Genomic DNA, 13,488 nt, shown 5'->3' with positions numbered 1-13,488 from the left:
GTGACCTCTCGATCCGGAGGCGTGACCGCTCGCGTCGGAGGCACGACAGCTCGCGCCGGAGAAGACCGGGACGGAGCCGACCCGAACGGCTCCGTCCCGATGGCTGAACTGTAGACGCCGCTAAGACCGAGGACGCAGGGCCTTGACTTCCGGCTCCCCTCAGCGGGTCAGAGGGCGGCCGGCGGCACGGGCGGCTCGTCGGGCTCGCCGGCGACAGCGGAGCGCGGGAACAGCAGCGTCGGCATGCGCGGGCGCTCGGGCGACTCGATCGCGTCGGCGCCCAGCAGCGCACGGGCGTCGGCGAGCACCTGGGCGACCAGGTGCGGCTCGGCGGATCCGGGATCGGCGAACGCCGCGATCAGCTCGCGGAGCACCTGGGCCGAGTCGTTCGGGTCCTCGGGGGGCATGGGGGCTCGACTCGATAGGCGTGGCGCCGCGCGGCGAGCGGGGGGACTCGAGCGGCGGCGAGGAGAAGGGGAGGAGGATCGGGGGAGCCTCGTGCGGCGTTCCAGGTCCGAGAGACGTTACCGATCGCTCCGAGGGGCTCGGGAGCGCTTGACAGGCGGGAGCAGCAGCCCGTCGGGCGACTCCCCCGGCGCCGTTCCGGCGCGCCGAGCGACTCCCTCAGCGCCCGCTCGGCCGTCGAGCCCGGCCGTTCAGCCCGGCCGTTCAGCCCGGCCGTTCAGCCCGTCGTGGTGCGCGTCATGATCGCGATGACGAACAGCACCGCGAACAGGGCCCCGCAGATCAGCAGCCTCAGGTTGCCGAGCACGATGTCCTCGGGAGCCGACGCCCGCCCGCGCTCGATGTCGAGCGCGTAGAGGAAGAGCGCCGCACCGAACGGCACCACCGACGCCATCGACCACAGCGAGTTCTCGCCGTTGATGAAGAGCGCCCAGAGCGCGTAGGAGATCATCGTCAGCGACGCCGCCACCGACCAGATGAACCGCAGATAGCCGGCCGTGTAGACCTTGAGCGTCGAGCGGGTGTGGCTCTCCTCCTTGCCCTCGCTCTGCAGCTTCTCGGAGTAGCGCTTGCCCGCGACCATGAAGAGCGAGCCCGAGGACACGGCGAGCAGGAACCACTGCGTGAGCGGGATGTCGGCGACCGCGGCGCCCGAGATCGCGCGGAGCACGAATCCTCCCGCGACGATCAGGATGTCGATCACCGGCTCGTGCTTGAGCCAGATGCAGTACGAGATCTGCATCACCAGGTACGCGGCGAGCGTGGCGGCGAACCACGTGAATCCGACCAGGAACGTGACCAGCACCGGCACGACCATCAGCACGACCGCGGCCACCCACGCCACCCGCTCGGGCAGCGCGCCCGACGGGATCGCGCGGAAGCGCTTCGTCGGATGCGCACGATCCGACTCGATGTCGAGCAGGTCGTTGAGCATGTAGCCGCCGGAGGAGGCGAGGCTGAAGGCGATCGCGGCGATGACGCACGCCACGAGGATGTCGGGCTCGAGGAACCGTCCGGCGGCCAGAGGCGCTGCCAGGACGAGGACGTTCTTGAGCCACTGGCGCGGACGCATGGCGGCGATGAGCGCGCGGGCGGTCTTCACTGCGTCTCCCCCTCAGGAAAACGGGGCCGGATCGGCCGAGTCGGACAGGTCAAGGTGACGCGGGGCCCAACCTACAATCGGGGGTGAACCCGCCGATTCCGTCCCGGATCGGCGCTGCGCACGACCGGAGCACCACGGGGGGAAGCGGATGCGGACGGCCGTTCTCTATGTCGCGTTCGCGATCCTTGCAACGGCGGTGAATCTGGGCACGCAGATGCTCGTCGAGCTGGCGATGACGGGCGAGTGGTCGACGGTCGTCGCGGTGCTGGCGGGCACCCTGACGGGGGTGATCGCCAAGTACGTGCTCGACAAGCGCTACATCTTCCGGCACGAGACGATGAATGCGGCGCACGGAGTGAAGACCTTCTTCCTCTACGGCGTCATGAGCGGCGTCACCACCCTGATCTTCTGGGGCTTCGAGTTCGGGTTCGACTACCTCTTCGGCACCGACCTCGCCCGCTACACCGGAGCGGTCATCGGCCTGGCCATCGGCTACGTCGCCAAGTACCACCTCGACAAGAACGTCACCTTCCAAGGCCCGCGTGAGGAGCCCGCATGACCGCAGCCGTCTCCTCCTGGGGGCTGCTCTCGCGCGACCAGCACCGCGTGATCGCGATCACGAACGCCGAGCAGGCGCAGGACGCGCTCTCCCGCGGCGACGGCGGCATCGCCTACGGAGTCGGCCGCAGCTACGGCGACGTCGCCCTCAACGGCGGCGGTGTGCTCTGGGACTTCAGCGGCTTCGACCGCCTGCTGGCGTTCGACGACGAGACCGGCGTGCTGCGCGCCGAGCCCGGCGTGCTGCTGAAGGACGTGCAGGCGGTGTTCTCGCCCCGCGGCTGGATGCTCCCCGTCACTCCCGGCACCAGGAACGTGACCCTCGCGGGGGCGATCGCGAACGACGTGCACGGCAAGAACCACGCCTCCGCCGGCACGATCGGGCGGCACCTGGTGTCGTTCACCCTGCTCCGGAGCGACGGCTCGTCGTCGCGCTGCACGCCGACCGAGAACGTGGAGCTGTTCGAGGCGACGATCGGCGGGCTCGGGCTCACCGGCCTCATCGTCGAGGTCGAGCTGACCCTGAAGCGCGTGCCCGGGCCGTGGCTCGTCACCGAGGACGTGCCGTTCCAGTCGCTCGAGGGGTACCTGGGGCTCGTCGACGAGTCGATGGACGTCTTCGAGCACACCGTGGCCTGGATCGACGTGACCACCGGAGGAGGACGCCGCGGCGTCTACTCGCGCGGCGACACCACCGCGGCTCCCGCGGTGCCGGTGAAGCCCGGCGGATCGCTGCGCGTGCCCTTCGCCTTCCCGCTGTCGGTCGTCAACCGCGCGACGCTGCCCCTGCTGAACCGCGCCTACTACCGGCTGAAGGCCACGGGCGCCGGCCGCTCGGTGCAGCACTACGAGCAGTTCTACTACCCTCTCGACGCGATCCAGGGCTGGAACACCATGTACGGCCCGCGCGGCTTCTACCAGTACCAGAGCACCGTGCCGTGGGAGGGGGCGCTCGAGGTCACCCGCGAGATGCTCGCGCTGATCGCGGCGTCGGGCACCGGATCGTTCCTCGGGGTGCTGAAGACCTTCGGCGCCCTCGAGTCGCCGGGCCTCCTGAGCTTCCCGGCACCGGGAGTGTGCTTCGCGCTCGACTTCCCGAACACGCCCGCCGCGCTGCCGCTGTTCTCGCGGCTCGACGAGCTGGTGCGATCGGTGGGCGGGCGCCTGTACCCCGCCAAGGACGCGCGCATGTCGCGCGAGATGTTCGAGGCCGGCTACCCGCGCCTCGCGGAATTCACCCTCCAGCGCGACCCGGGGATCTCCTCCGACTTCTCGCGCCGAGTGCTCGGGAGCTGACGTGACCACTGGAACCCCCTCGAAGATCGTCGTCGTCGGAGCGACCTCGGCGATCGCGGAGCACACGCTGCGGCTCTGGCTCGGCACGGGTGCGCGGTCGGCGCTGCTCGTCGGGCGCGACTCCGGGCGGCTCGAGGCTCTCGCGGCGGACCTGCGGGTGCGGTTCCCGACGGCTGCGCTGGCGACGGCGGCCGTCGACCTGACCGACCCGGCCGGCATCTCCTCCGTCGTCGCCTCGTCGCTCGAGGGCGGCGCCCCCGACACGGTGCTGATCGCGCACGGTGCGATGACGACCCAGGAGGAGGCGACCGCCGACCTCGCCGTCGCCCGCGACGTCCTCGTGGTCACCGGGGTCTCGGTGGCGCTGTGGATGGAGGCGTACGCGAACGCGCTGCACTCCGGCACGATCGGTGTGATCGGCTCGGTCGCCGGCGACCGCGGGCGGAAGACGAACTACGTCTACGGCTCGGCGAAGGGGCTCGTCGAGCGCTTCGCGCAGGGGCTGCAGCACCGGCTGGCGGGCTCGCGGCTCTCGGTGGTGCTGATCAAGCCGGGGCCGACGGACACGCCGATGACGGCCTCGATGAAGCAGGCGGGGGCGTCGCTCGCGTCGGTGGAGTCGGTGGCCCGCGACGTGGCCGCGGCTCTCGCCTCCGGTCGTGCCGTCGCCTACGCGCCGGCGAAGTGGCGCGTGATCATGACCGTGATCACGCTGCTGCCGGCGCCGATCTTCAACCGTCTCAACATCTGATCACTCGCTGGTCGAGAAGTCGCGCAGCGGCGTATCGAGACCGACATGTCGGGGGACGGTGGATCTCGACACCCTCCCCGAGTGCTACTCGATCAGCAGGGCTTCGAGACCCTCTTTCTCGGAACAGGGGATATCCAGGAAGCCACTGACGAGTTCTTCCCGACCGGGAGGAATTGCTGTAGTCGGCCTTCTCCGCCCGCTGTAGAGTCGGCGCCATCGACCGGTGCTCCACGATCAGACGGGATACGAAGATGGCTTGTGCCTGCACGGATGCGGGGAAATCGAGATGCGCCTGGTGCAATGAGGCCGTCGTGAACGAGTGGCCCAAGCGCGATCACCGCTGCCAATGGGGTACCTGCACCTGATCAGAGGAACGAGCGTCGATACGACGATCTCGGCCCCCTTTCCTCCTCGCAGAGGAGCCCTCTTCTCCGCCCGACTTCCGATAGTCGTTCGCGCGCCGCGAATGCACCCCGACATGAGCGGAGGCCCTCGTGGGCTTGTTCAGCCGAAAAGCGCCCCGGAGTCCTGAGGCCCCGCCCGCACCCGTCGACACTCCCCGGGAGGAGCGCGTCTCCCTCCGGGATCCCGGGCTGAGCGAGGACGACCCGCGCCAGCTGCTCTACCTGTTCTGCGAGTCGATGGGCGTCTCCTTCGTCCTCAGTGCCGACCTCCCCGTCGAGACGCTCCTCGCCACCGCCGCGCGGACGGCGCCGATCCTGACGCAGTCCACGCACCAGCGTCTGGGCTTCCACCGGCTGGACGCGGACAGCTCGGTCTTCTGGACCGCGATCGAGGGCGACGGCTCCTCCGCGGTCATCGTCTTCTGCGGACCGGAGTCGAACAGCTCGACCACGACGAAGGCGATCGCCATGCCCTTCGGAGCGGTCGGCGCCCCCTACAGCAGCGACATGATCTTCCGCGGCAGCACCGAGCCGTCGGTCCGCGCTCTGATCGAGTCGGCCCATGTGGTCCCGGCGTGGACCGAGCCGGCCTTCGCCCGGCTCCGGGGCGTCGACGGCGGGTTCCCGACGCTGCCCGTGACGACGCGGCGGGCCGTGAGCTCGTGGGAGCGGCTGCAGCCGGAGCTCTACAAGAGGACCTTCGTCGACTTCGAGGGCGACCCGATGGACGTCTTCGCCGGGCTCTGGGACGGCGCGCCCCTGCTGATCGCCACCGTCGGCCAGAGCACGGACGGCGATCTGCGCCCCTACGAGTGGGTGGCCCGCATCGACGGGACCTCGCTGCTCTGGCTCGAGCCCGGGGTCGCCGCGACGACTCCCGTGCCGCGGGAGACCACGCCGGCGCGGCTCGTCGAGCAGGCCCAGGGGTTCGTCGACTCGATCACCCGGGCCTATCGCGATCAGGTGGAGTCGCTCGGCGCCGAGTCGGTCGACTCCGCGGCACCCCGGTCGCTCTGGGACGCGCTCGAGACCGCGCCCGCCCCGACGGCGGTGCCGGCGCGACCCGTCCCCCGCCCCGCGCCGGGGCGCTTCCACTTCACGGAGCGGTTCAGGGAGCTCCTGCCCTCCGATCAGGTGACCTTCGAGGCGCTCGACCGCCTCGCGCGGTCGCTGCGCACCGCTCGCGGCAACGGCTTCGAGCACTCGTGGCGATCGCAGTCGGACCGCCCGCTGCTCCCGAGTACCGTCACCGTGAAGTCGGCCGTCGTCGATGAGCCGTCGGGCCGTTTCGTGACGGTCGGTCATCTCACCCACGAGAACTGGGGGATGCCGCCGGCGCACGATCTGGGGGCGATCGACGGCCGGAACGCGTTCACCTTCCCCGAAGCGGGACACCCCGGCGGTCTCCGATACCCGACCGGGAGGGTGTATGCGGGGTCGTCCGTCACAGGCGCGACTTCGGTCATCGATGCGACGCTCGACGTCGGCTCGGTCGACTACCACGCCGCCACCGAGACGATCGCCGTCCTGGGCTTCCTCGGCTCGAGCACCGGAGCGATCCACCTGTACGACCGCTCCGGCCGACGGCGGCTCGCGACGGTCCTCGAGGGCTACTCCGGAGGGGAGCCCCTCCGCTTCAGCGGCGACGGTCGCTGGCTCCTCGTCTCGGGCAGCCGGTCGACCCGCCTCGTCGAGGTCGCGACAGGGCGCACCCTCGAGATCGAGGTCGGCAACGCCGGCTGGTGGCCGGGCGCGAACTCGACCCTCCTCGTCGTCGAGCACCGCGACGGTGCAGCAGTGCCCCGCCTCTACGACGTGAACGCTGCGGAGTTCGTCGGCGACTTCGCACCGCTCCAGGCGGATGTCGTCGTCAACCCGGAGTTCCCGTACTTCTGGTTCCCGGCCGTCTCCCCCGACGGCTCCGAGATGCTCACTCTGAGTCCGGCGGGAGTGGATGCCGCGCACCAGCACGAGCACGGCAGCGGCCACCACCTCTTCCTGACGGACCTGTCCGACGGACGGACGCGCCTCGTCCACGACGTCTTCGCCGACGACGCGCACCTCCTCGAGCGCGACGTCCGCGAGGTGCGGTGGACCGCGCCGGACTCCTCCGGCCTCGACCCGGCGCCGTCCGTGCTCGCCGCGCTGCGCGACCCGGTGACCGAGCACGAGTACCTGGCCGCCGGACGCTGGGGCGAGGAGAACGAGCAGTTCGTCATCGCACTGCTGAACCAGGCGATCGAGGACGCGCAGACCGGGGCGGATCCCTCGGCTCTCGTGCCCGACATCCTCGCCGCGCTCGCCGCGGCGGCCTCGGACGAGGAAGTGTGGGCCCGCCAGTCCGAGTGGCTGACCGGCCTGGCCGCAGCGACCGCCGCGGCCGTCGTCAACGGCTCGGTCGTCGGCCGGAGCGCCGAGGCCTGGCGGCGGATCGGTGCCGCCGTCCGGGCCGCCGCGGATCGCCGCGTCGACGGGATCGACCCGGTCTCGGCGGCCTGGATCGACTGAGCGCTAGCACCAATCGCCGCCCAGACCCAGTCGGTGAGCTTCGCGAAGTCGTAGGGCAGATCGCGCAACGGGCTGAGAACGCTCGACCGGAGCAGCTGATGGGTCATCGCGTCGCGGACGGCGAGGAGCCCGCCGATTTTCTCACCGGCGGTCGGGGTCAGGGACAAGAGCTGATCGGCCTGCAGCTCCATTGATGGCTACTTCGTCCCGGTGAGGATCCAGTGCGCCTCGGAGAGGTCGTAGACGGCGTCGAGTGCCCAGTTGACCGCGACGAGGACCGCTCATTGAGCGCGGTGTGCAGGAGGTAAGTGCTGATGATCTCGATGATCGCGAGCGTGAGTCCCCCGTAAGAACGCGAGCTTCACGGTCGGCCAGAAGTCGGCGTAGAGCTCGGGACCTTGCGGCCAATCGGATATCAGCGGACCGGGGACCAGCGACGGATAATCGTCGATCTGTCGCTGATCCCCAGCAGTCATCGCCGCTTTCCTAGGCCGGGTGCACCACCCTGCACGAAGGTGATCCGGCGTGCGGTAGGCGCAGAAGTTCGCTCAGGCAAATCGTGCCTACGCGACGCATCCGCCGAGTATCGCGCGAGCCGGTCCGCTTCGTAGATCGCCCGCGACTGCGCCGCAGCGGCCTCGCGGCTTGCGGAGGTGACACTCGTCACGACCTGTGCTTCGTACCACTCCGCGAGTGTCGCGAAACCGCTTCGCTCGAACAACGTGGACGAGTCTCTCCTGGGCGGCGACGCCACTACAGCTGTGCGGCGTGGCCAGTCCGTCCTGAGGCCGGTTCGCAACGACGGCGTGTAGCGAAGGGTCCCGCGGAGAGCATCCGCATCGTGGTCCTCGACAGCACTACTCGGCCCTTTGACTCGGATGCCCATCGCCCGGAGGAGTTCGAGTACGCGTTGATGGGGGAGCTTCAGCTCGGCAGCAAGTTCGTGGACGCGAATCTTCATGACCCTCGATTCGAGGTCGCCACCGCTTCGAGGTCGGGTGGGCAACACCCTACCATCATCAGTACATACGTACGGTTATTCGATGCGACAGGGTCGTATTCGTGTTCGAATCAGCGTCAATCGACGCTGATTCCGTCGTCGAGATCTTCGTGGTGGCGATCGACGTATCCGGCCATTCCGGGGACGGTGAAGGCGATCTGGCCGTGCTCGGGCGCGTACACCAATCCCTTGCTGATGAGCGCCGCGCGGTAGGGCCCGAGGCTGGTGGTCTGGATACCCATGCGCTGCGCGATGAGCGCAGTGGGGGAGGGGCCCTCTCCGTCGGCGGCCATGGCGTGCAGCATCCGTCGCTCTGAGCGCGTCGCGCGTTGCCATCGTGAGCGGAAGAAGCCGGCGTCGAGCTGTTCGGTTCCGTACTGCACCGCTGCCGTGGCGTCAGCCAGGGTGACGAGGCGGTTGGAGAGGTTCCATGCGGCTTGCCCGTATTCCTGGATGAAGTAGGGGTAGCCGCCGGCGGCTTCGAGAAGGATCTCGAGCGCGTCGGGGGCGAATTCGGCGCCGAGCCGTTCGGCGGGCTCGCGGAGTGCGTGCGCGGCGTCGTCGTGGCTGAACTTACCGATCTGTCGATAGTTGAAGAGGCGTTCGGCGTAGGAGCGCGTCTCGGTCAGGACTCGTGGGAGATTCGGGAGGCCGGCGGCGATGATGTAGAACGGCCACTCCCGCTGGTTCGCGGCGTGCTGCGCGGCGATGAGCGCGCCCATCGTTTCCGCATCGAGGTCCTGCATCTCGTCGACGAACACACCGAACGCGCGGCGACGCTCCCCCAGAGCGGTGGAGACGTCTTCGACGAGCTCGAGGAGATCGACCTCAGCGTCGCCCGAGTCGGCGCGCCCTGTGTTGAGCGCGACTCCGAGCTCGATCCCGGTAGCACCGACCTTCGCGTTGAACGAGGAGATCGTTCCGAGCGCGTCACGCATCAGCGCCGTCGGCTTCGTGCGGGTGAGCTTGCGAGCGGAGACGACGAGTTCTCGAGCGAGCGCACGTCGCACGGCTCGCGCGCCCCCTTCGTCCCGGCGCGCCTCGAGGCGCACCGTGAGCCACTCGAACGACTCCGCCATGCGGTGCATCTCGTTCAGCAGCACCGTCTTGCCGACCCCTCGAAGGCCCGTGAGCACGATGCCGCGGTCGCTCATCCCGTACGTGACACGAGCGCGAAGGGTGTCGAACGCTTGGAGCTCGCCGGTCCTACCGACGAGTTCGGGCGGCCGCCGACCGGATCCAGGACTGTAGGGGTTCTGCTCGGGCAACATCTAGCCAATGATAGTCACGTCTAGACAAAAGCTAATTTTTGCCAATCGATGGCAATTTCTGCGCCGACAACTGCTGCGGCCGCTTGCGACGCGGGATGCGCCTCGCTCTACCCTTACCCAGAACCGTCAGCGGCCAGCACCGTCAGAGAGCCCACGGCGGCCTGCAGGGCGGGCCGGTTGATGCTGTAGTAGCGACGCTTCACTTCGGTGTGCGATCGAGGAGGTGAGAAACGCACGTACTGGCATGTCTTCGATTCGTCCCGCAGCTTTGAGAAGCCCTGGTGGAAAACGGAATCGTCGGTGGCGACTTCGACCACTGGATGTCGGTCCAGAGCGGTGGCATCGAAGTTGCTCGATGCAAGTTCGTCCTCGATGCGCGCCCGACTTCGAATCGCCTCCTCGGAACACTGCCGCACGGCCAACTGGACATCCTCGCGGTCGAGGTCGCCGTGTCGGCTCGAGGTCGCGGTGTCGGCCGCGGCGTATTGACCGCGATCAACGAGCTGTACCCGCTGCCTCGCTTGACGGCTCTCAATGATGACGAGCGGTCACGAGGCTTCTGGGATGCTGTGGGATGGGTTCGCCATGAGCCACCCCACCCTCTTCTTCGCTCCGAACGGGTCACCTACTCCCAGATGTAGCGGGTAGAGGCGTCGAAATGGACCAGACATTAGGCCCAGCTCAGCTCGTCGCTGACGTTTCGCGCGGTGTCAGTAGACGGTGTCGCCCCAGCCGGGGGCGGCGACCGGGTCGGCGTTCGGCGCCCAGGCGGTCGCCGACAGCTGGAGGGTGCCGGGGACGTCGGCGTTCAGCGTGTAGGTGAGCTCCGGGGTCGAGCGTGAGGCCTCGAGGACTCCGGTCCAGGTGAACACGTAGCCGACGGATCCGTCCGGGTCGGCGGTGGCCGTCGTGAGACTCCAGCCCGCTCCGGCGAGGGTGACGGGACGGGCGCCGACGTGTGCCGAGGCGGGGTAGTGCACACGGACTGAGAGCGTGGGAACCGGGGCGCTGACGCTCGAGGAGTCGGTCCCGGTCCAGTAGCGGTTCTGGATCTGGATGCGGGTGTCGATCCCGGTCCGGTGGCCCGCCCCGTCCCAGTGCGCGTTGCTCTGCCAGGTGTCGAAGACGAGGGTCGAGGTGGCGCGGCTCGTCGGCGGCGCCGAGGGCTCGGAGGCGGCGGCGGCCGGCGCGGCCAGTGCGATCCCGATCACGGGAGCGCTCCAGACCGCAGCGCGGACGAGCGAGCGACGGTCGGTGGACGTGGTGCTCGAGGGCGCGGCGGAGTGCTTCGGCGTGCGCGAAGGCGCGCCGAAGGCACCCCCAGGGGGGTGGTGGGCATGAGGACTCCAGGGTGAGCGGGTGTTGTCGGGGGGGTGCCGCCGATCCGCGACCGGGAGTTTCGGGTTCTCGGTCGCGGTGCGCGAGAGTTTCGGGTTCTCGACGCGGGGCGGTGGTCTCGGTTCGGAGGGGAGTTTCGGGTTCCCTCCCGGCAGAGGCGAGCACCAGTGGGCGCAGGTCAGCTGTGCGGCTCGGGGGCCGACCTCATGTATGCGCCTACATGGACAGGGCGACCCTAGTGCGCGATCCGTCGTGAAGACGGAAGTGTGCAGAGGAATGAGGTGACTTCGCCCTCATCGAGGGTCATCAGCCCCGAGATCGGTCGCGATCGCGACGAAATCCGCACCAGATCGCGCCACGGTCGTGGTGCGTCTGCGGCGGGCGGTGTCGGCCGCTGACGAGTCACGAGAGACCGGTCAGACACGCTCGGCAGTGGCGTCTGTCGCTTTCCGTCTCCACTTCGGCGCGCCACACTGGCGGTATGACGCCACTCGAGCCGGACGCGGTGGAGGGCCGCCTGCGCAGCGCGGTCGATGCCGGCGACTGGGCTGCGGTCTACGCGCTCCTCGACGAGGCGTGGATCGAGCTGTTCCAGAGCGCTCCGGCGGCTCTGCTCGCAGCGCTGGAGGCGATGCCCGATGCGGTCATCGCCCGCGAGCCCAAGCTCAGGCTCGCTCGGGAGTACATCTCCCGCAATCTCAACGGAGAGGACCACTCGACCGCCTACCGGCACAGTGTCGCCGACATCGTCCCCCTCGACGTGGTCGACAGGATGGCGATCCTCACCGGACAGATCGCGGCGGCCCGGTCGGACGGCCGAGGCGCGGAGTCGGTGCGACTGGTCGCGACCGCGCACGCGCTCCTCGCGGTGCAGGGCATCGAGCGGGGCCCGGAGCTGGCGGGCGCTCTGCCCGAGTTCCACTACCAGTGGGGACTCACCCTCGAGCGGGCGGGCGAGCTGGAGGCGGCGCTGGCCGACTACATGGAGAGCTTCGACTGGGCGATCTCGATCGGACATCGCATGATGCAGGCCACGTCCGCCGGCGCGATCGCCTACCTGCACGCTCTGCACGGCCGCATCGCCATGGCCCGGACCTGGCTCGAGAAGCAGCCTCCGGTCGAGCCTGGCGAGTGGTGGGAGTCGTCGATCGCCGTGCAGGCGCGACTGGCAGGCGCACTGGCCGGCGCCTCCGAGTTCGGACCGTCGTCGCGACCCGACCCGCTGGAGGGGGTCTCGCCGAACGATGCGCGCCAGCACTGGGGGGCGTACTTCTACGTGCGGGCGGTCTCGGTCCCGGATCTGAGAGGAGCGCACCTGCTGGGCTTCGAGCTCGACTCCTTCCTCGTCGGCCTGCCGAAGGGACAGCGGCTCGACTCGGTGGCTGCCGAGTACCTCGACCTCGCACGGCTGATCATCACCGCCCGCGCCCAGAAGCCGCACGCACTCGAGAACAGCGACCGCCCGAACGAGACCGCGTCGGTGCTGCGCCAACTCGCTGCCGCGACCCGAGGGGTCCGCCTGGCGAGGGCCGGGATGAACCGCCAGGCACTGAAGCTCACGGCGCCGCTCCTGCGCGTCGATGGCTCACGCCCGCGGGTCCTCGTCCTCGCTCTGATCGCCACGGCCATCGCGACGCACGACGCGGACCTGCAGCGCTCCACCCTCGCCGCGGCGGCAGCGATCGCACGCACGCACCGCTACTACTCGGCGTTCGCCGTCCTGCCGCCCGCGCTGAGGAGGGAGGCGGCCACCCTCCTCGACGCCGTGGGTGCCGGCGACGCGGCGGTGCGCCTCAGGACGCAGACCGACGAGCCCGCAACGGTCCGCTTCCTCACCCTGACGAAACGCGAGCGCGCGGTCATCGAGCAGACGGTCGCGGGAGCGAGCGTCGCCGAGATCGCGGGCACCTCGTTCGTCTCCGTGAACACGGTCAAGACCCAGCTCCGCAGCGCCTTCCGCAAACTCGAGGTGTCGTCCCGCTCAGAACTGATGGCGGCCTACTTCCCACTACCGCCCAGCTGACGGCACTCCCCCGCGATGTCGAGACCCTCTCGTCCTGCTCCGCGCAGAACCCTCAGACGATGCGGAGGGAGATCTCGCCCACGCCGTCGACTCCCGCCTCGATGCGGTCGCCGCGCTCGATCGGGCCGACGCCCGCCGGGGTGCCCGTGAAGACGAGATCGCCCGGCTGGAGGGCCACGGACCTCGAGAGGGCCGAGACGATCTCGGGGATCGACCAGATCATGTCGCCGAGGTCGCCGGTCTGGCGCCGCTCGCCGTCGACGTCGAGCCAGACAGCGCCGTGCTCGAGCACGTCGTCGCGTCGGAGGATCGCACCGACGGGAGCGGACCGGTCGAAGGACTTGCCCCACTCCCACGGTCGGCCGTGCTTCTTCGCCTCGGCCTGCAGGTCGCGCCGCGTGAGGTCGATGCCCACGGCGTAGCCGAAGACGGTGCCGGCTGCCTCCTCGACCGAGACGTCGACGGCCGCGGTGCCGATGGCGACGACGAGTTCGATCTCGTGGTGCAGATCCGCCGTCAGCGGCGGATAGGGGAGGTCGCCCTCGGCTGCGACGACCGCGTCGGCGGGCTTCATGAAGAAGAACGGAGCCTCGCGCCGAGGGTCCCCGCCCATCTCGCGCGTGTGCTCGGCGTAGTTGCGGCCCACGCAGAACACGCGCCGGACGGGCCACAGGTCACTCGACCCGGCGAGGGCCACGGTCGTCTGAGCGGGCGGGGGAACGGCGTAGTCCATCACGGTCTCCTTCTCTCGGTGGAACGGCCTCGTCGAGGC

At 69.5% G+C, this 13,488-nt stretch carries 12 protein-coding genes; 6 read left to right on the top strand and 6 right to left on the bottom strand.

The features are described from left to right. Window positions 1-167 precede the first annotated feature (167 nt). The gene (locus tag B9Y99_RS16640; protein ID WP_085477734.1) at window positions 168-407 is read right to left on the bottom strand and encodes a hypothetical protein; all 240 of its coding nucleotides are present in this window, start codon (window positions 405-407) and stop codon (window positions 168-170) included. 275 nt (window positions 408-682) lie between these two features. Next, window positions 683-1,567, bottom strand: coding sequence for a decaprenyl-phosphate phosphoribosyltransferase (locus tag B9Y99_RS16635; protein ID WP_085477733.1), 885 nt, complete (start codon window positions 1,565-1,567; stop codon window positions 683-685). A 148-nt stretch (window positions 1,568-1,715) separates the two neighbouring features. Between B9Y99_RS16635 and B9Y99_RS16630 the strand changes: the two genes are divergently transcribed. From B9Y99_RS16630 to B9Y99_RS16615, 4 genes are all read left to right on the top strand, one after another. Further along, entirely contained in the window at window positions 1,716-2,126 is a 411-nt protein-coding gene (locus B9Y99_RS16630) for a GtrA family protein (RefSeq protein ID WP_085477732.1), read from the top strand. Then, the gene (locus B9Y99_RS16625) at window positions 2,123-3,421 is read left to right on the top strand and encodes an FAD-binding oxidoreductase (protein WP_085477731.1); all 1,299 of its coding nucleotides are present in this window, start codon (window positions 2,123-2,125) and stop codon (window positions 3,419-3,421) included. The genes B9Y99_RS16630 and B9Y99_RS16625 overlap by 4 nt, the downstream gene beginning before the upstream one ends. A gap of 1 nt (window position 3,422) precedes the next feature. Beyond that, entirely contained in the window at window positions 3,423-4,172 is a 750-nt protein-coding gene (locus B9Y99_RS16620; RefSeq protein WP_085477730.1) for an SDR family NAD(P)-dependent oxidoreductase, read from the top strand. Between the two features lie 494 nt (window positions 4,173-4,666). Beyond that, on the top strand, window positions 4,667-7,084 hold the full coding sequence (locus B9Y99_RS16615) for a hypothetical protein (RefSeq protein ID WP_085477729.1): 2,418 nt from the start codon (window positions 4,667-4,669) through the stop codon (window positions 7,082-7,084). Between the two features lie 472 nt (window positions 7,085-7,556). Here the strand turns inward: B9Y99_RS16615 and B9Y99_RS19485 are convergent, their stop codons facing one another. Both B9Y99_RS19485 and B9Y99_RS16605 read right to left on the bottom strand, forming a co-directional pair. Then, complete coding sequence (locus tag B9Y99_RS19485; protein ID WP_085477728.1) at window positions 7,557-8,045, bottom strand: translation initiation factor IF-2 N-terminal domain-containing protein; 489 nt, start codon at window positions 8,043-8,045, stop codon at window positions 7,557-7,559. A gap of 116 nt (window positions 8,046-8,161) precedes the next feature. Beyond that, window positions 8,162-9,355 carry an ATP-binding protein gene (locus B9Y99_RS16605; RefSeq protein ID WP_085477727.1) on the bottom strand — a complete coding sequence of 398 codons (1,194 nt, stop codon included), beginning with the start codon at window positions 9,353-9,355 and terminating at the stop codon, window positions 8,162-8,164. Between the two features lie 281 nt (window positions 9,356-9,636). Here B9Y99_RS16605 and B9Y99_RS18615 point away from each other — a divergent pair, with 281 nt between their 5' ends. Then, window positions 9,637-9,996 (top strand): hypothetical protein, encoded by a 360-nt coding sequence (locus B9Y99_RS18615; RefSeq protein WP_129588099.1) that lies wholly within the window; start codon window positions 9,637-9,639, stop codon window positions 9,994-9,996. A 69-nt stretch (window positions 9,997-10,065) separates the two neighbouring features. Here the strand turns inward: B9Y99_RS18615 and B9Y99_RS16600 are convergent, their stop codons facing one another. Continuing rightward, the gene (locus B9Y99_RS16600) at window positions 10,066-10,566 is read right to left on the bottom strand and encodes a hypothetical protein (RefSeq protein ID WP_085477726.1); all 501 of its coding nucleotides are present in this window, start codon (window positions 10,564-10,566) and stop codon (window positions 10,066-10,068) included. A gap of 608 nt (window positions 10,567-11,174) precedes the next feature. Between B9Y99_RS16600 and B9Y99_RS16595 the strand changes: the two genes are divergently transcribed. Next, the gene (locus B9Y99_RS16595; protein ID WP_129588098.1) at window positions 11,175-12,716 is read left to right on the top strand and encodes a helix-turn-helix transcriptional regulator; all 1,542 of its coding nucleotides are present in this window, start codon (window positions 11,175-11,177) and stop codon (window positions 12,714-12,716) included. A gap of 52 nt (window positions 12,717-12,768) precedes the next feature. On the opposite strand, the gene B9Y99_RS16590 is transcribed toward B9Y99_RS16595, so the two are convergent. After that, entirely contained in the window at window positions 12,769-13,449 is a 681-nt protein-coding gene (locus B9Y99_RS16590) for a fumarylacetoacetate hydrolase family protein (RefSeq protein ID WP_085477724.1), read from the bottom strand. Window positions 13,450-13,488 lie beyond the last annotated feature (39 nt).

This window comes from Rathayibacter oskolensis (genome assembly GCF_900177245.1).
GTDB lineage: Bacteria > Actinomycetota > Actinomycetes > Actinomycetales > Microbacteriaceae > Rathayibacter > Rathayibacter oskolensis.
This window is presented reverse-complemented; position numbering and strand designations above follow the sequence as displayed.